The 16,043-nt window shown below is 62.5% G+C and carries 15 protein-coding genes; 6 read left to right on the top strand and 9 right to left on the bottom strand.

Annotated elements, in window-relative coordinates; genetic code table 11:
• The first annotated feature begins 15 nt into the window (after positions 1 to 15).
• Entirely contained in the window at positions 16 to 471 is a 456-nt protein-coding gene (locus tag DK261_RS15835) for a YiiD C-terminal domain-containing protein (RefSeq protein ID WP_007931705.1), read from the top strand.
• Between the two features lie 153 nt (positions 472 to 624).
• Here DK261_RS15835 and cysQ read toward each other — a convergent pair whose 3' ends face one another.
• Both cysQ and nudE read right to left on the bottom strand, forming a co-directional pair.
• Positions 625 to 1,452 (bottom strand): 3'(2'),5'-bisphosphate nucleotidase CysQ, encoded by an 828-nt coding sequence (gene cysQ, locus DK261_RS15830; RefSeq protein ID WP_110175960.1) that lies wholly within the window; start codon positions 1,450 to 1,452, stop codon positions 625 to 627.
• Between the two features lie 11 nt (positions 1,453 to 1,463).
• Positions 1,464 to 2,030 carry an ADP compounds hydrolase NudE gene (gene nudE / locus DK261_RS15825; protein WP_007931715.1) on the bottom strand — a complete coding sequence of 189 codons (567 nt, stop codon included), beginning with the start codon at positions 2,028 to 2,030 and terminating at the stop codon, positions 1,464 to 1,466.
• Positions 2,031 to 2,120: 90 nt separating this feature from the next.
• Between nudE and yrfG the strand changes: the two genes are divergently transcribed.
• Positions 2,121 to 2,783, top strand: a complete 663-nt coding sequence (gene yrfG / locus DK261_RS15820; protein ID WP_009046478.1) for a GMP/IMP nucleotidase — start codon at positions 2,121 to 2,123, stop codon at positions 2,781 to 2,783.
• 119 nt (positions 2,784 to 2,902) lie between these two features.
• Here yrfG and lysM read toward each other — a convergent pair whose 3' ends face one another.
• A complete protein-coding gene (gene lysM, locus DK261_RS15815; protein WP_009046477.1) occupies positions 2,903 to 3,343 on the bottom strand; it encodes a peptidoglycan-binding protein LysM in 441 nt (146 codons plus the stop codon).
• A gap of 138 nt (positions 3,344 to 3,481) precedes the next feature.
• Here lysM and DK261_RS15810 point away from each other — a divergent pair, with 138 nt between their 5' ends.
• The 4 genes from DK261_RS15810 to DK261_RS15795 all read left to right on the top strand — a co-directional run bounded on the left by DK261_RS15810 (position 3,482) and on the right by DK261_RS15795 (position 8,467).
• On the top strand, positions 3,482 to 4,369 hold the full coding sequence (locus tag DK261_RS15810; protein WP_009046476.1) for a LysR family transcriptional regulator: 888 nt from the start codon (positions 3,482 to 3,484) through the stop codon (positions 4,367 to 4,369).
• 94 nt (positions 4,370 to 4,463) lie between these two features.
• A complete protein-coding gene (fdhD, locus tag DK261_RS15805; RefSeq protein ID WP_110175959.1) occupies positions 4,464 to 5,303 on the top strand; it encodes a formate dehydrogenase accessory sulfurtransferase FdhD in 840 nt (279 codons plus the stop codon).
• Positions 5,300 to 7,648, top strand: coding sequence for an FdhF/YdeP family oxidoreductase (locus DK261_RS15800; protein WP_110175958.1), 2,349 nt, complete (start codon positions 5,300 to 5,302; stop codon positions 7,646 to 7,648). Before fdhD ends, DK261_RS15800 begins: the two co-directional genes overlap by 4 nt.
• A 336-nt stretch (positions 7,649 to 7,984) precedes the next feature.
• Positions 7,985 to 8,467, top strand: coding sequence for a glycine zipper domain-containing protein (locus DK261_RS15795; protein WP_009046473.1), 483 nt, complete (start codon positions 7,985 to 7,987; stop codon positions 8,465 to 8,467).
• A gap of 126 nt (positions 8,468 to 8,593) precedes the next feature.
• Here the strand turns inward: DK261_RS15795 and DK261_RS15790 are convergent, their stop codons facing one another.
• The 6 genes from DK261_RS15790 to DK261_RS15765 form a co-directional block, all read right to left on the bottom strand.
• Positions 8,594 to 9,025 carry a thioesterase family protein gene (locus tag DK261_RS15790; protein WP_009046472.1) on the bottom strand — a complete coding sequence of 144 codons (432 nt, stop codon included), beginning with the start codon at positions 9,023 to 9,025 and terminating at the stop codon, positions 8,594 to 8,596.
• A gap of 68 nt (positions 9,026 to 9,093) precedes the next feature.
• Entirely contained in the window at positions 9,094 to 10,326 is a 1,233-nt protein-coding gene (locus DK261_RS15785) for a 3-hydroxyacyl-CoA dehydrogenase (protein WP_110175957.1), read from the bottom strand.
• Positions 10,327 to 10,438: 112 nt separating this feature from the next.
• A complete protein-coding gene (locus DK261_RS15780; protein ID WP_110175956.1) occupies positions 10,439 to 12,373 on the bottom strand; it encodes an ATP-dependent DNA helicase RecQ in 1,935 nt (644 codons plus the stop codon).
• Positions 12,374 to 12,561: 188 nt separating this feature from the next.
• Positions 12,562 to 13,686, bottom strand: a complete 1,125-nt coding sequence (locus DK261_RS15775; protein ID WP_110175955.1) for a polysaccharide deacetylase family protein — start codon at positions 13,684 to 13,686, stop codon at positions 12,562 to 12,564.
• Positions 13,687 to 13,755: 69 nt separating this feature from the next.
• Positions 13,756 to 14,931, bottom strand: a complete 1,176-nt coding sequence (locus DK261_RS15770) for a tetratricopeptide repeat protein (protein ID WP_009046468.1) — start codon at positions 14,929 to 14,931, stop codon at positions 13,756 to 13,758.
• A 321-nt stretch (positions 14,932 to 15,252) separates the two neighbouring features.
• Positions 15,253 to 15,939 (bottom strand): hypothetical protein, encoded by a 687-nt coding sequence (locus tag DK261_RS15765; protein WP_110175954.1) that lies wholly within the window; start codon positions 15,937 to 15,939, stop codon positions 15,253 to 15,255.
• Between the last annotated feature and the right edge of the window lie 104 nt (positions 15,940 to 16,043).

Here is a 16,043-nt window from a genome sequence, read left to right as displayed (position 1 = left end):
CCATCGAGGCCTTGCATGAACCGCGACAGTCGTCACCTGGAATCCATCCTCCATCACGACATTCCCCTGACGCGGGACATGGGCCTGAAAGTGCTCGACTGGCACGCACACGAGCTGCGCCTGCAGCTGCCGCTGGAAGCCAACGTCAACCACAAAAGCACCATGTTCGGCGGCAGCCTGTATTGCGGCGCGGTGCTGGCCGGCTGGGGCTGGCTGCACCTGCGGTTGAAAGAAGCGGGGATCGACGACGGGCACATCGTGATTCAGGAAGGACAGATCAACTACCCGCTGCCGGTGACCAGCGACGCCACGGCCATCTGCGCCGCGCCGAGCGAAGAGGTGTGGCACAGGTTCGTGACTATGTATGAGCGCTACGGTCGCGCGCGGCTGATCCTGCACACCCGGGTGGTGAATGCCGGCAGCGATGAGGATGCGGTGCGCTTTACCGGGCAATACGTGTTGCACCGGTAACCCTGTAGCCGCTGGCGCGGCCTGCGATTGGGCTAGGCGGCACTCCGACGAAGCGGCCGTGGATCGACTGACGATATTCTGTCTGACACACCGCGCGGACCGGTTTACGACTGCTGCGCAGCCGATCGCAGGCTGCGCCAACGGCTACAAAGATCAGCCCCGCGCCAGCTCCAGCAAGCGCCCACGCCATGCGGCCTTGGCCGGCAGCGCCAGGAAGAAATCATTGAGCAGCGACTCCCGCGCCGGGTAGCAAAACGGCTCGCCACTCAGATCCAGCACCTCGCCTCCAGCGCCTTCCAGCACGCCTTGGGCCGCCGCGGTGTCCCACTGCGAAGTCGGTGCCAGTCGCGGATAACAATCCGCCGCGCCTTCGGCCAACAGGCAGAACTTCAACGAGCTGCCGATGTTCGCCAGCTGCAACTCGCCCAGGGTCGCACTCAGGCCAGCCAGCAGACGTTCCTGCTCGGGACTGGTATGCCGACGGCTGGCGACCACGGTGAAGGCTTCGCCCGCCGTCAGGCTGTCACGCACGTGGATCGCCACCGGCGCCTCGCCCTTGTCCGCGCGCCAGGCCCCGAGGCCGGCGCCGCCGAAATAGCAGCGACCGCTGGTCGGCATCGACACCACGCCGAACACCACCCGCCCCTGTTCGATCAGGGCGATATTGACGGTGAACTCTTCACTGCCGGAGATGAATTCCTTGGTGCCGTCCAGCGGGTCCACCAGCCACCAGCGCTGCCAACCGGCACGCACGTCCCGAGGGATATCGGCGTCTTCTTCGGAAAGCACCGGGATGCTCGGATCCAGCGCGGTCAGGCCTTGCACGATCAGGTGGTGCGCCGCCAGGTCGGCCGCGGTCACCGGCGACTCGTCGGCCTTGCTGGTGACGGCGACGTTGGCGCGCCAGAACGGCAGGATCGCCTCGCCGGCCTTCAAGGCCAGGTCGATCACCGGCGCCAGCAATGGGTGGGGAAAATTCATCGGTTGTTCGCTCATGCTTGAAAGGCGCCGCGCTGGGTCAGCAGGTCGCGGGCCAGGTACAGCGCGGCCAGGGCGCGGCCCTCGGTGAATTGCGGGTTCTGCGCCAGGCTCGACAGCTCGCGCAGGTTGATCTTGTCCACGCGCATCGGCTCGGGCTCATCGCCCTCCAGCCGTTCTTCGTAGAGGTCGGTGGCCAGCACCACCTGGATCTTCTGGCTCATGTAACCGGGGGACAACGACAGCTCGGTCAGATGCTCCAACTGCCGCGCGCCAAAACCGGCCTCCTCCTTGAGCTCACGTTCGGCGGCCGCCAGCACATCCTCGCCGGGCTCGATCAGGCCCTTGGGCAGGGACAGCTCATAGGCGTCGGTGCCGCCGCAATATTCCTCGACCAGCACCGCATGATCGGCATCGAGCATCGCCACGATCATCACCGCGCCGTAGCCCGCGCCCTTGCCCACCAGACGCTCGTAGGTGCGCTCCACACCGTTGGAAAAGCGCAACTGTACCGCTTCGACGCAAAACAGACGGCTGGTGGCGACGATCTCGCGGGCGAGTACGGTGGGTTTCTGGCGCATACAAAGGCTCCTTGGCGTGAACGCGCTACTATAACGCGGCTTTCCCGATTGTTTGTGTCGGATATCTTTCTACCGTTCGAGACGTTCTCCATGCCTTCACTGCCCTGGCGCGACATCGATACCGTTCTGCTGGATATGGACGGTACCCTGCTGGACCTGCACTACGACAACCACTTCTGGATGGAGCACCTGCCCCAGCGCTATGCCGAGCTGCATGGCGTCAGCCGCGCCATGGCGGAAATGGAACTGCAGCCGCTGTTCGAGCGTAACGCCGGACAATTGCAGTGGTATTGCCTGGACTTCTGGAGCGCCGAACTGAAGTTGCCGGTGCGCGAACTGAAGCTGGAGACCGCCCACCTGATCTCCCTGCGCCCGGACGCCGATACCTTTCTCGCGGCGATCAAGCAGGCCGGCAAACGCGTGGTACTGATCACCAATGCGCACCGCGACTCGTTGTCATTGAAGTTGGAAAAAGTCGAGCTGGCGCCCTACTTCGAACGTTTGATCAGTTCCCACGATTACGGTTTCGCCAAGGAGAACCCGCAGTTCTGGGACGCGCTGCAAGCGGATATCGACTTCGATCCGGCACGCAGCCTGTTTATCGACGACACCCTGCCGATCCTGCGCAGCGCGCGGGATTTCGGTGTGGCCCATCTGTTGGCGGTGAGTGAACCGGACAGCCGCAAGGGGCCGAAAGACACGGCGGAGTTTGCCGCGCTGGGGGATTATCGAGAATTGATCGAGGGGCTGTAGAGCAATCCTGTAGCCGCTGCCGCAGGCTGCGATCGACCGTGGAACGGTCGCAGCGATGTTGATCGCTGAAGGTCCTTCGGACCTTATCGCAGCCTTCGGCAGCGGCTACAGGCCGAGCATTACTCGGGAATGCGCAGTACCTGGCCCGGATAGATCTTGTCCGGGTGCGACAGCAGCGGCTTGTTGGCCTCGAAGATTTTGTTGTACTTGTTGGCGTCGCCGTACACGGCCTTGGAAATGGCGCTGAGGGTGTCGCCTTTTTTCACGGTGACAAAACGCGCGGCAGCCGCCACAGGACCGGTGACGGTGATCTGGTCGTCGACGCTGCCGACGCCTTCGATGTTGCCCACGGCCAGCAGAATCTTTTCCTTCTCTTCCTGACTGGCCACTTCGCCGGTCACGATGACCTTGTCGCCTTCCACGGTAGCCTGGACGTTGGGGTTACCCAGGCCGACCTTGGCGATGTGCTCCTTCAACTGTTCGCTCGCATTGGCGTTACCCGGCGTCAACAAATCGATAAGCTTTTCGCCCGCTTCTTTCACAAAGCTAAAAATACTCATGGTGCACACTCCTTGGGTTTAATAGGTCCAGACGCGAAAGACTAGACCAGCCTTCAGAGACGAGGTTCAAAATCGACCAATGACTCTGTGCACGGCAAGCACGCTAGAATCGCCTCCCCCCGCGCCCAGGAAGCGAAGATGGACATCAAACAGCTGAAATTCCTCATCGCTCTCGACGAAACCCGCCACTTCGGCCAGGCCGCCGCGCGCTGCCACATCACCCAGCCGACCCTGTCCATGCGCTTGCGCAACCTCGAGGAAGAACTCGAGCTGCCGCTGGTCAACCGCGGCCAGCGTTTCGAGGGCTTCACCGCCCCCGGGGAACGGGTGCTGGCCTGGGCCCGCAGCGTGCTGGCCGCCTACGACGGGCTGCAGGCCGAGGCGGCCGCCTGTCGCGGCAATCTGGTCGGTACCCTGCGCCTGGGGGTGGTACCGCTGTCGAGCTTCGACCCGCTGCCACTGATGCAGCGCCTGCACCAGGCGCACCCGAACGTGCGCTTCGAGTTGTCGGCGCTGAGTTCCGAGCAGATCCTCGAACAGCTGGCGAGCAATCGCCTGGATATCGGCGTTTCCTACCTGGAGCGCCTGGACAGCGAACGCTTCGAATCCCTGGCCCTCGGCGAAACCCGCATGGGCCTGCTCTACGACCAACGTTTCTTCAGCTTCGGCGAGCAGCCCCTGAGCTGGGAGGCCGTGATCGAACTGCCGCTGGGCATGCTGACCAGCGGCATGCATTTTCGCCAGTCCATCGACCATAACTTCCACAGTCGCGGCCTCACCCCACAACCGCTATTGCAGACCGATGCCGTGCATCAACTGCTGCAAGCCGTACATGGCGGCCTGTGCTGCGCGATCATGCCGCTGGACGGCGGCCTGGAAGCCCTCACCGAACACCTGCGCCTGCAGCCCATAGCAGACGCCAACACCCTGGCGCACCTGGGCCTGATCATGCGCCGCAGTGCACCGCGCTCGGCCCTCGCCGAGGCGTGCTTTGCCCTGCAGCAGAAATCACCGAGCGAGCCTTGATCGACGGCATCTATCGGCACATCAGTACTAGCAATTAGACGCGACACTTTGACGCGCTTAGTCTTAGGGCTGGATATTCCGCCGGTGATGCCCCATGAAACCCCAGCGCCCGGCTTGCGCGACGCCCACTGTGAAAACGCCCGCGCCCGCCGCCAGTCAGAACTACTGCTACAGCAACCTCGACCACACGGAATCGGCCAGCACCGCGCTCGCCGAGGAAGTCGCGCTGGCGATCGCCTATAACGGCATCAGCCAGGCCGTGATGCTGGTCACTCCCAGCGACCTGGAAGACTTCATCGTCGGCTTCAGCCTCGGCAGCGGCATCATCGGCGACGCGTCGGACATCTATGACCTGCAACTGAGCGGCAGCGGTTCGGCCCAGTACGCCCAGGTACAGATCTCCAGCCGCGCCTTCTGGAACCTCAAGCAGCAACGCCGGCAACTGGCCGGTACCAGCGGTTGCGGCTTGTGCGGCGTGGAAGCCGTGGAGCAGGCCCTGCCGGACCTCAAGGTGCTGCCCGGCGCGCCGTTGCCGCCGGCCCAATGGCTCGATGGCCTGCGCCAGCGCATCAGCGCCTTCCAGCCCCTGGGCCAGCATTCCGGCGCGGTGCATGCGGCGGTGTTCATGAACGCCCAGGGCGAGCTGCTGCTGGGCCGTGAAGATATCGGCCGGCACAACGCCCTGGACAAACTGATCGGTGCGTTGATCCGCCAGAACATACCTACTGCCGGCGGCGTGGCCATCGTCACCAGCCGCTGCAGCCTGGAACTGATCCAGAAAGTCCTGCGTGCCGGCATCCAGACCCTGGTCAGCCTGTCGGCGCCCACCGGCCTGGCCCTGCAATGGGCACGCCGGCACAACCTCAACCTCATTCACCTGCCGCAAAAAAGTGCGCCACGGGTCTATAGCCCTGCGATGGAGAAACAAGCGTGACCACTCATCATCAAGCCGACCAGACACCTACCCCGCGCTACAAGCCCTACAAGGGCCCGGCCGGCGGCTGGGGCGCGCTCATCAGCGTCGCCCAGGCCTGGCTGACGAGTGACAACGCACTGAAGAACATCCGCATGATGCTCAAGACCAACCAGAACGGCGGTTTCGACTGCCCGGGCTGCGCCTGGGGCGACTCGCCGGAAAGCGGCATGGTCAAGTTCTGCGAGAACGGCGCCAAGGCGGTGAACTGGGAAGCCACCAAACGCCGCGTGGATGGCAAGTTCTTCGCCAGGCACAGTGTCAGCTCGCTGCTCGAGCAGAGCGACTACTGGCTCGAATACCAGGGCCGCCTGACCGAGCCCCTGAGCTACGACGCCGAGACCGATCGCTATAAGCCCATCAGCTGGGAAGCGGCCTTTGCCCTGATCGGCAAGCACCTGCGAGCGCTGCCCAGCCCGGACATGGCCGAGTTCTACACCTCGGGCCGGGCCAGCAACGAAGCGGCGTACCTGTACCAGCTGTTCGTGCGCGCCTACGGCACCAACAATTTCCCCGACTGCTCGAACATGTGCCATGAGGCCAGCGGCGTGGCCCTGGCGCAGAGCGTCGGCGTCGGCAAAGGCACCGTGACCTTCGACGACTTCGAGCATGCCGATGCGATTTTCGTCTGGGGCCAGAACCCCGGCACCAACCATCCACGGATGCTCGAGCCGCTGCGCGAAGCAGTGAAACGCGGAGCCCAGGTGGTCTGCATCAACCCGCTGAAAGAGCGCGGCCTGGAACGCTTCCAGCATCCGCAGCACCCGATCGAAATGCTCACCAACGGCAACAAGCCGACCAATACCGCCTACTTCCGCCCAGCCCTGGGCGGCGACATGGCGGTGGTGCGCGGCATGGCCAAGTTCCTCCTGCAATGGGAACGCGACGCCCAGAAGACTGGCGCGCCGGCGGTGTTCGATCACGACTTCCTCAATGAACACACCGCCGCCGTGCTGGATTACCTGAGCGTCATCGACGACACCCCATGGGACGAGATCGTCGAGCAGTCCGGCCTGACCCTGGTGGAGATCGAGCGCGCGGCGCGCATGTACGCCAAGGGCAAGAACGTAATCATGTGCTGGGCCATGGGCATCACCCAGCATCGCCATTCGGTGCCGACCATCCAGGAAATCGCCAACCTGATGCTGCTGCGCGGCAACATCGGCCGTCCGGGCGCCGGCCTGTGCCCGGTGCGTGGCCACAGCAATGTGCAGGGCGACCGCACCATGGGCATCAACGAACAGCCGCCGGTGGCCTTCCTCGACGCCCTGGAGCGACGCTTCCAGTTCAAGGTGCCGCGCGAGAACGGCCATAACGTGGTCGAGGCGATCCACGCCATGCTCGAAGGCCGTTCGAAAGTCTTCATCGGCCTGGGCGGCAACTTCGCCCAGGCCACCCCGGACAGCCCGCGGACCTTCCAGGCCCTGCGCAACTGCGACCTGACCGTGCAGATCAGCACCAAGCTCAACCGCAGCCACCTGGCCCACGGCAAGGAAGCACTGATCCTGCCGTGCCTGGGCCGCACCGACATCGACCTGCAGAGCGAAGGCGCGCAAGCAGTGACCGTGGAAGACTCCTTCAGCATGGTCCACGCCTCCAACGGCCAGTTGCAGCCACTGTCACCGCAGATGCGTTCAGAGCCGTCGATCCTCGCCGGCATCGCCGCCGCTACCCTGGGCAGCCACCCGGTGGACTGGAACTGGCTGGTGGCCGATTACAGCCGCATCCGCGACCTGATCGCCGACACCATTCCCGGCTTCAAGGACTTCAACGAGCGGGTGAAAAACCCTGGCGGCTTCTACCTCGGCAACTCGGCCGGCGCGCGGCGCTGGAACACCCCGTCTGGCCGCGCCAATTTCCGCCCGAACCTGCTGCCCAAGGATCTGGTGCATGAGCGCACCCGCGCCACCGGGCAGTTGCCGGACCTGATCATGCAGTCGATGCGTTCCCACGATCAGTACAACACCACCATCTACGGCCTGGACGACCGCTATCGTGGCGTGAAGGGCCAGCGCGACGTGCTGTTCGTCAACGAAGCCGACATCATCCGCCTGGGCTTCAAGCCGGGGCAGAAAGCCGACATCGTTTCGTTGTGGGATGACGGCCGCGAACGCCGGGTCAAGAGTTTCACCCTGCTGGCCTTCGACATTCCGGCGGGACAGGCCGCGGCCTATTACCCAGAGGTGAACCCGCTGGTGCCGCTGGAAAGCATCGGGGACGGCAGCTACACCCCGACCTCGAAGTTCGTCGCGATCCGCCTGGAGGCGGCCAGCGACAGCGGCTTGATCATGGCCCGGTCGGCCTGATCGGCGAACTCATTGGCCCTGTAGCCGCTGCCGCAGGCTGAGGAGGCGTTGTTCTTGAGGGCGCTGGAAGGCGCTATGCGCCTTATCGCAGCCTGCGGCAGCGGCTACGATCCGCGAGATGTTCCAGCGCCAACCAAATCGCAGGCACAAAAAAGGCCGTTTCCATCCAGAAGCGGCCTTTTCCAAGTAGCTACAGACTCGCAAAAACGGGATAAGTTCCCTACTAAAAACAATAAGTTACGAGATTGTGTACAACTCGTGCTATTCGTCGGATTTTGATTGTAAGCGCCTCAATACAGCCTCAGGATCGCGCCGTCATCCCTTTGAGGCTCCTCTATGAAGTTCTCCTCGATTCTCTTGTTGTCCCTTGGCCTGGTCAGCGGCATCGCCTCTGCCGGCGGCACCACAGAAGCAGGTGTGGGCGGCGCATTGGGCGGGGTTCTAGGCTCGGTCGTCGGTCAGTCGATTGGTGGTAGCACCGGTTCGACCATCGGTGCGGCCCTGGGCGGCGCGGGCGGTAGTGCCGTGGGTGCCGACAGACGCAGCCGTGGCGAAGCCGCTATCGGTGGTGCGCTGGGCGCAGCCGGCGGTAACGTGGTCGGTCGCAGCATGGGGGGCACCACTGGCAGCCTGATCGGCGCAGCGGCGGGCGGTGGCGTCGGCGGCGCGCTGGGTAACCACCTGGGCAACTCCAGCGATCGTGACGATCGCCGCTACCGTGATCGCGACTACGACGATCGTCGCTACTACCGCGACGGCCACCCGGGTCGTGGCCATGCCTACGGGCATCGCAAGCACAAGCGTCACTGGCGCGACTAAGACCTGAAACGGTCGCAGCCCGCTGACACAAAGACCGCAGCCTGACGGCAGCTCCTGCCAGACAGGGTTCATCACCCCCGGGATGAACCCCCAGGAGCCGCCTGAAGCTGCGGTTTTTTTTGTGCCTTACATCAGCAAGCGTTCCAGCGCTGCACGCAGCCCGGCGGGAATCCCCACCGGCTGGTTCGATGCCCGATCGACGAACACATGCACGAAGCGCCCCGCCGCGCAGGCATCGCTTTCCCCCGCCTTGAACACCGCCAGCTCATACTGCACCGAACTGTTGCCCAGCTTGCCGACACGCAGGCCGATCTCGATGCGCTCGGGAAAAGCGATCGAGGCAAAGTAATCGCAGGCCGAACTCACCACGAAACCCACCACCTCGCCGTCATGGATATCCAGGCCGCCCTCTTCGATCAGGTAGGTGTTCACTGCCGTGTCGAAGAAGCTGTAGTAGGTGACGTTATTCACATGACCGTACACATCGTTGTCGTGCCAGCGCGTGATGATGGGCTGGAAGTGGCGGTAGTCGGTGCGTTGCGGCATGCGGTCGGTCATTGGCGGGTTCTCGGAGGTGAGGTGTCTGGAAGGCGACCCTGCTGTGGTCGGTCAGGCGATCGACTATTTCAACCGATGGCCCGGTGATCGGCAAACCCTTTGCCAGCCTGCACCAGCTCGTCAATCAACCGCGCCGGCTTCCAATGCGCGCCCAACTCGGCTTGCAGCCGCAGCAAGTCTTTCTGGATTGCCACCAGCCCCTGCCGGTCCGCCCAACTCATCGGCCCGCCCTTGTCCGCCGGGAAGCCATAACCGTTGAGGTACACCAGGTCGATATCCTGTGCCGAGCCGGCGATGCCTTCCTCGAGGATCTTCGCGCCTTCGTTGACCAGCGCCAGCAGGCAGCGTTCGAGGATTTCCTCGAGGCCAACATCGCGACGACGGTAGCCCAGGCCTTCGCTGACCTCCTGAACCAGAGCATCGACCTGCACATCGTGCTCGGCCTGGCGACTGCCGGGCTCATAGTGGTAATAGCCGTTGCCACTCTTCTGGCCGAACCGGCCCGCCTCGCACAGGCGATTATCCACCTGCACTTCGTGCGCCTCCTGGCCCTTGCCGGCCAGTTGCCGGGCGCGCCACTCCAGGTCGATGCCAACCACGTCATACATGCGGAACGGGCCCATGGCAAAACCGAAGCCCTGCAATGCGGCATCCACCTGATAAGGGAAAGCGCCTTCCAGCAGCATCTTGCGCGCCTCCAGCACATAGGTGCGCAACATGCGATTGCCGATGAATCCAGGGCAGTTGCCAGACACCACACTGACCTTGCCCATGCGTTCGCCCAGCGCCAGCGAGGCCTCGAGCACATGCTGTGCGGTCGAGGCGCCGCGCACGATTTCCAGCAGCTTCATGATGTGCGCCGGGCTGAAGAAATGCAGGCCCAGCACCTGCCGCGGTCGCCGGGTGACCGCGGCGATGGCGTCGATATCCAGCGCCGAAGTATTGCTGGCGAGGATCGCCCGCGGCTGGAGCAGGCCATCGAGTTCGCGGAAGATTTTCTGCTTCAGCTCGAGGTTTTCGTAGACCGCCTCGATCACCAGGTCCACATCGCGGATCGCCAGGTAATCCGCTGCCGCGCTTACCCGGGCCCGGCGCGCGTCGGCCTCTGCCTGATCGATCCGGCCCTGACGCACGTTGTGTGCATAAGTCTCGCTCACCGCTGTCAGCGCCTGTTCGAGTATCTGCGGATTGTTGTCCACCCACTGCACCGCGACCCCGGCATTGGCCAGGCACATCACAATCCCGCGGCCCATGGTCCCGGCACCGATCACTGCGGCGCGCTGAATGTCGATCTGGCTCATAGTGGCTCCCTTGTAGGTGGCTCGAAGACGCAAACCACCATAATCAGGCCCTGGGTATTTTTGAAATTTATTCGTGTGATGAGCGGCATTCAGCGGATGGATCGGGCAGGCATCAACCTTGAAGGTGATGTTCAGCCCAATCGCGCACTTCGGCGTAGGGGTAATCCTCGAGTACCGCAAACCCCTGGATCGACCGCGCCTTGAGCTTGGTGAACAGCGGCACGCTGATCCCACAGAGGAAACGCGTCAACCGTTCCGCCCCTGGAACCGTGCCGCTGTGCTGTTGGTGCCTGTGGATAAATTCACCGCACAGCGCTTCGAAGTTTTTATCCACAAGCGCGGACAAGGCTGGCGGCTCCGGCAAGCGAGCCACCTGACCGTGACACACCGAGCAATGCCCGCACCGCTGCGGTGCCTGGTCATCGCCGAAATACTGCGCCAGGCGATACCCCAGGCACTGCTCGGTGGCGAACAGCGCGAGCATCGCGTGGATCCGCGCGATCTCGCTGCTTTCGTGCTGCTTGAAATAGGCGTGCAACTGCTGGCTCAGGATCGCGGCATCGAAGCTCGTCTCCAGCAGGTTGTAGACCTCGGTCATCTGCTTGCTTTCCAGCTCGACCCAGCCCTTTTCCTGGAAGTAGTCCAGGGCCTTCACCACCCGGTTACGCTCGGCCTGATGTTGCTGATACAGCGCGTCGAAATTCACCGTGGCCCAGGTCCGGGCACGGCTGGAGGTCTCGATGATCGCCGCCACGAACTCTCGGCGCTCACCCTCGAAACGCGCCAGCAGCACCTGCGGTTCCTCGAGGAACTTGAAGCGGTATTCGGCGAAGTAGGCGTAACGCGGCGCGATCAGCCCACGCAGCTCCAACTGCACCAGCAAGGTCTTGAGCGGCAGCTGACGAATGTTGCTCTGGTCCGCCAGCGGCCCCAACAGGAACTCCCATTGCCCGTCGGGCGCCGCGCCCTGCAACTCGTCCAGCACACAACGAATACCTTCCAGCTCCGGCGTGTCGCCGTAGACGAAGTTTTCCAGCACGTTGAGGCTGTCGCGGTTGGCCAGCACCAGGCAGTCGGAAGGTTGTCCATCACGCCCGGCGCGGCCGATTTCCTGGCTGTAGTTCTCGATGGATTTGGGCAGGTCGAAATGCACCACGTTACGGATGTCGCTCTTGTCGATGCCCATGCCGAAAGCGATGGTGGCGACGATGCAATTGGACTGGCCAGCCATGAACTGACGCTGGATGGCCTCGCGCTGCTCATGGGGCAGACCGGCGTGATAGGCCTGGGCCTGGATGCCGTGGCGACTCAGATGCTCGGCGATGTGCTCGGCGGTTTTCTGCAAGGTGACATAGACGATGCTCGGCTGCCCGGGACGCTCGCTCAGCCACTGCACCAGGCGCCGGCGCTTGTCCTGGCCACGCACCGGTTCCACCAGCAGGTTGAGGTTGGGCCGGTAGAAACCGGTGGTCACCACATCCTGCCCGGCGATGGCGAATTTCGCCTGCATGTCGGCGATCACCTTGGGCGTGGCGGTAGCGGTCAGCAGCAGTGCCTGGGGAATGTTGAACTGGCGCTGATAGTCCGGCAGCTTGAGGTAGTCGGGGCGAAAGTTATGGCCCCATTCGGAGATGCAGTGCGCTTCGTCCACCACCAGCAGGGAGATCCGCACCTGCTGCAGGAAGTTGCGAAAGCGCTCGTTCTTCAGGCGCTCCACCGAGATCATCAGGATCTTCAGCTCACCGGAGCGCGCCCGCGCCATGACCTCGTTGGCGTCGTCGCGGCTCTGCGCCGAATCGATGCTCGCCGCGGCGATGCCGTGGCGCTGGAGGAACGCCAGCTGGTCCTGCATCAGCGCCAGCAACGGCGAGACCACCAGGGTCAGGTGCGGCAGCAGCAAGGCCGGCAACTGGTAGCACAGGGACTTGCCGGAGCCCGTGGGAAAGATCGCCGCCGCCGAGCGCCCGGCCAGTACCGCGCTGACCGCCGCCTCCTGGCCGGGACGAAACTGTGGATAACCGAAGACCTGTTCGAGGGTGTCGTGCATGAGCTGTCACTCCTTTGACCGCTGACGTGCCTTGCAGACTGGCACAGGGTCGGGAAAAGGTCGGGGAAGAAAGGATACGGGATGATACAGGGAGGCGCAGAATGCTGTCCGACTGGGGTTATGCGGAGTTTTTCAGGGTGTATCGCGAACCACCAGGCAGCCGATGGCTCGCGATAAAAGTCGTGTTCTTACCACGTCGCGCGGCAATCCACCCACTTCACGCCATTGCTCTTGTTGGCGGCGATCAGCGTCGGCACTGCAGCAGGCGCCTTGTTGTGAATGTCGTGGAACAAAATGATCCCCCGGCGCCACAGCAGCATCAGGGTCTGCACCCGCTGGCTCGCCGCGCTGGCGCTGAGGCTCTTGCTCCAGTCCTGGGAGTCGATGCCCCAGAGCATCACCTTGATGCCCTGTGCCTTGAAGAACGCCGCACTGTCACTCGAACGCTGACCATAAGGCGGACGGAACAGCGGCTGGTAATCATCCGGCAACGTGCCGCGCACCAGGGTCGCGGAACGGGTGATGGACTGCTGCCATTCGCTCCAGGCGCTGTGGGACTTGTGCGCCCAACCATGCAAGGCAACGCACTGGCCGCTGTACAACTCACGCATTTGCGCCGGCGAGGACTTGCGCAGACGCGCCTGGAACGGCTCGCCCAGCACGAAGAACAGGCCATGCAGATCGTTGGCCCGCAGCACATTGGCCAGCGTATCGGTATGGCCGCCCGCGGCCGTCGGGCCGTCGTCGAAGGTCAGCAGAAACTGCCGGTCCGCCAACTCGTCGCCCATCAGCTCGGCGCTGTCGAAACGTTCGATCTCACTGCTGATCTTCGGGAACAAGGCCGCCAGGCGCAGCTGTTCGTTCAGGTACTGCTCATGAAACTGGCGGCTCGCCTGGGCCCACGCGTCATAGGCCGGGCTGACCGTTCCGGTGAAGCCCTGGGCCAGTTGCCGCAAGTCATCCAGGTTACGCACCAGCGGACAGAAGGCGGCGCCTTCACAGTCCTGGCTGGCGCTGTGATAACTGCTGAGCAGGCGTATCCAGAAACGCTCGCGCACTTGCTCGACCGAATGATGGTCCAGCGCCTTGACGCCCAGGCGCTGCTTGAGACTGACATCGTCCAGCGCCTCGCTGGCCAGCAGGGCCTTGCCGAACATCAGGATTTCCGCGCGCGAGGCGGTATCGAAGCCCGCTTGCGTGGCCAACGAACCCGGCCAGCTACTGCGATCGATGGTGGCGAACACCATCGGGCCGGCAGCCTGGGCAACGGCCGTCCACAGGGACAACATCAACGCAACAACCAGAACCCGCATAACAACCTCCATAAATGCATAACGCGCCGTGGGACGGCGCGTTATGGGGGTCAGATCAACACCCGTGAATCAACGGTTTTGCACACGCTCGATGGCTTTGTCGTACACCGGGTTGGCCTTCTGCTGCTTGGCCAACTGATAGTGACGCAGGGCATCGGCGAACTGGCCGGCCGCTTCGTAGATACGCGCGATGTTGTAGTAGGAACTGGCGCGCACGGTGGCCGCCGAGCTGCCGCTGGCCAGGGCGATGGCCTTGCGGTTGGCCCAGATCGATTCGGCGGTATTGCCGGCTTTCTGATAGGCCAGGCCGAGGTTGCTGTAGGCCTGACCGTAGCCGTTGTTCAGCTCGATGGCCTGACGGTAGAAGTCGATGGCTTGCTGCAGGTTACCGGCGTGGTAAGCCTCTTCGCCCTTGCGGTTCAGGGTTTTCGCATCGGCTTGTGCGCTGCTGCTGACGGCAACGGCGGCAACTTCCACTTTGTCGTCGAGCAACGGCGACACTTCGTTCAACACGTCCTGCGCGTCGACGGTCACGCCGCTGAGGGTGTTGATGTCCTGGAAGTCGCCATTGCCGGTCATGCGGAACACGGTCCACAGGTTACCGCTGCGGTCCTGCGGCACGTAGTAGGTGCGCACCAGCGACTGGCCCATGTACACGAACACCTTGGCCTGGCTGGCGGCAAGCTGACGGGACTCCGGGCGGGTCTGGTTGCTGTAGTCATGCACCGCGTACACATAGCTTTCGCCGTAGTGTTTCTTTTCCAGGGTGATGGTTTCCGGGCCGTAGCCGTCGATATCGTCGACGTCCAGGTGGGCATCTTCACCTTGCTGGTTGCGGAAGTAGATGTTGTTGCCCGGGAAGATCATGTGCGAATCGAGATCGCTGGGGGTCGCGCCCCAGGTCAGCACCACGCGCAGACCGTCGAGGTTCTGCATCACCGGGCTGATGGCGTAGGTCATGCCGCTGCACGGGCACTTGACCACCAGGTTGGAGTAGCCGGGTTTCTTGATGATCAGCAGGTTGCTGGGGTCATCCGCAAAGTCGGTGGTCAGGGTCACCTGGCCTTGAGCATTGGTACGACCGACAACGCTCTGTGCCCCATTGCGCTGCACCAGCACTTCGGCATCGGCGATCTTCTGGTCCTTGACCACCGCACTCAGCACCTCGACCGGCAACTGCTGCGCCGTCACCGAAAACGCCAATGCCCACAACGAAAAAATCGAAGTCACGCGAAACAAGCGCATACCTAATTCCCTTTAAGTGTATGAAGTCGGCACCCAAAGGTACCCGGCAGATTTCGCGCGCACCATACACAGTTTTCGACGCGAGTGCTGGATATTCGACGCCTCGAAGAGCCAGCCTACGGGATTCCCTGTCCCCTTCTAGGGGCCTCGCCGCCAGACTAATCCTGCGTCAGGGGCCAAGCCCTGGCAGACCCGGTGCGGATAGCGACGGACGGCAAGCCGTTTGGCTGGAGTGGCGGTACGGATTCACGGTGCTGGAAGAGATCGTTCGGAGCAAACTGCAACCGCTACACAATCCGAACAACGATTGAAAGCCTGATTTTACTTGGGGCGTATAACAACCCATTTTTTAAAAGAAGGATCTACTGGCTGATCTGCTTCAATCGCTGCTGGAGTCTGACTAATTTCCATGCCATTACCGCAGAACGCAGTAAAAATATCCCCATTGAAACGATAGAGATCAACACTACTCACTGTCTCACAGGCATCGCTTGCAACTACCTTTAACGCCAGTTTGACGCGCAATGATTGATAGGTTTCGTACCAATCCTTGTAATAATCACGGGCTCGGACGGCGGATGCTCCTGGTTTCAGGACAGCGCTTGCCACTCTTGTGTCGAGGGGGCTCGATTCAAAATCTGCGTAGGGTTTGATCTCCTCAGGGGCAACAGAATAGATACGCGCATCCCCAAATTTCAGGTTGATTCGGACGACCTTAAGCTGCGCCTCTTCTGGATAAACCTTATAGACGACAGCCAGTGTTCCTAGCGAAGGGCTTGGCTTCACTTCACCTGTGTAAATGAATTTTTCGTCCATCTTCAGATTGAAGCGCCTTGCTATCGAGTCGATTCGATCCAGCCGCTTCTTTTCCTCAACACCGCTCTGTTCAACTGCAACAGGCTTCAGATTTTTCAGATCTTCAGGCAATGGAAAGACCTGGACTTGAATATCCGCTTGAGCTGCACCGATGGCGGTCGCCAAGGCCAATAAAATAGCCACTTTCAACATTACATCCTGCTCCTTGGAGAGAGGTTTTTTCCGTGTTGTGCTGTGAACGATGCATAGATCGTTACGCCGCCACCTCAATTAAAAAGCAAAGCTCTCACGGAAAC

The sequence above is a fragment of the Pseudomonas sp. RW409 genome (genome assembly GCF_003184125.1).
Lineage (GTDB): Bacteria > Pseudomonadota > Gammaproteobacteria > Pseudomonadales > Pseudomonadaceae > Aquipseudomonas > Aquipseudomonas chlororaphis_I.
Note: the sequence above shows the minus strand (reverse complement) of the source record. Positions and strands in the feature narration are given on the sequence as shown.

Coding starts and splice junctions, on each gene's coding strand:
- fdhD (WP_110175959.1), top strand. CDS start 4,464: ATGAAACCCCAGCGCCCGGCTTGCGCGACGCCCACTGTGAAAACGCCC.
- DK261_RS15775 (WP_110175955.1), bottom strand. CDS start 13,686: ATGCGGGTTCTGGTTGTTGCGTTGATGTTGTCCCTGTGGACGGCCGTT.
- DK261_RS15765 (WP_110175954.1), bottom strand. CDS start 15,939: ATGTTGAAAGTGGCTATTTTATTGGCCTTGGCGACCGCCATCGGTGCA.
- DK261_RS15790 (WP_009046472.1), bottom strand. CDS start 9,025: ATGACCGACCGCATGCCGCAACGCACCGACTACCGCCACTTCCAGCCC.
- DK261_RS15835 (WP_007931705.1), top strand. CDS start 16: ATGAACCGCGACAGTCGTCACCTGGAATCCATCCTCCATCACGACATT.
- DK261_RS15810 (WP_009046476.1), top strand. CDS start 3,482: ATGGACATCAAACAGCTGAAATTCCTCATCGCTCTCGACGAAACCCGC.
- nudE (WP_007931715.1), bottom strand. CDS start 2,030: ATGCGCCAGAAACCCACCGTACTCGCCCGCGAGATCGTCGCCACCAGC.
- DK261_RS15795 (WP_009046473.1), top strand. CDS start 7,985: ATGAAGTTCTCCTCGATTCTCTTGTTGTCCCTTGGCCTGGTCAGCGGC.
- DK261_RS15770 (WP_009046468.1), bottom strand. CDS start 14,931: ATGCGCTTGTTTCGCGTGACTTCGATTTTTTCGTTGTGGGCATTGGCG.
- lysM (WP_009046477.1), bottom strand. CDS start 3,343: ATGAGTATTTTTAGCTTTGTGAAAGAAGCGGGCGAAAAGCTTATCGAT.
- DK261_RS15785 (WP_110175957.1), bottom strand. CDS start 10,326: ATGAGCCAGATCGACATTCAGCGCGCCGCAGTGATCGGTGCCGGGACC.
- yrfG (WP_009046478.1), top strand. CDS start 2,121: ATGCCTTCACTGCCCTGGCGCGACATCGATACCGTTCTGCTGGATATG.
- DK261_RS15780 (WP_110175956.1), bottom strand. CDS start 12,373: ATGCACGACACCCTCGAACAGGTCTTCGGTTATCCACAGTTTCGTCCC.
- cysQ (WP_110175960.1), bottom strand. CDS start 1,452: ATGAATTTTCCCCACCCATTGCTGGCGCCGGTGATCGACCTGGCCTTG.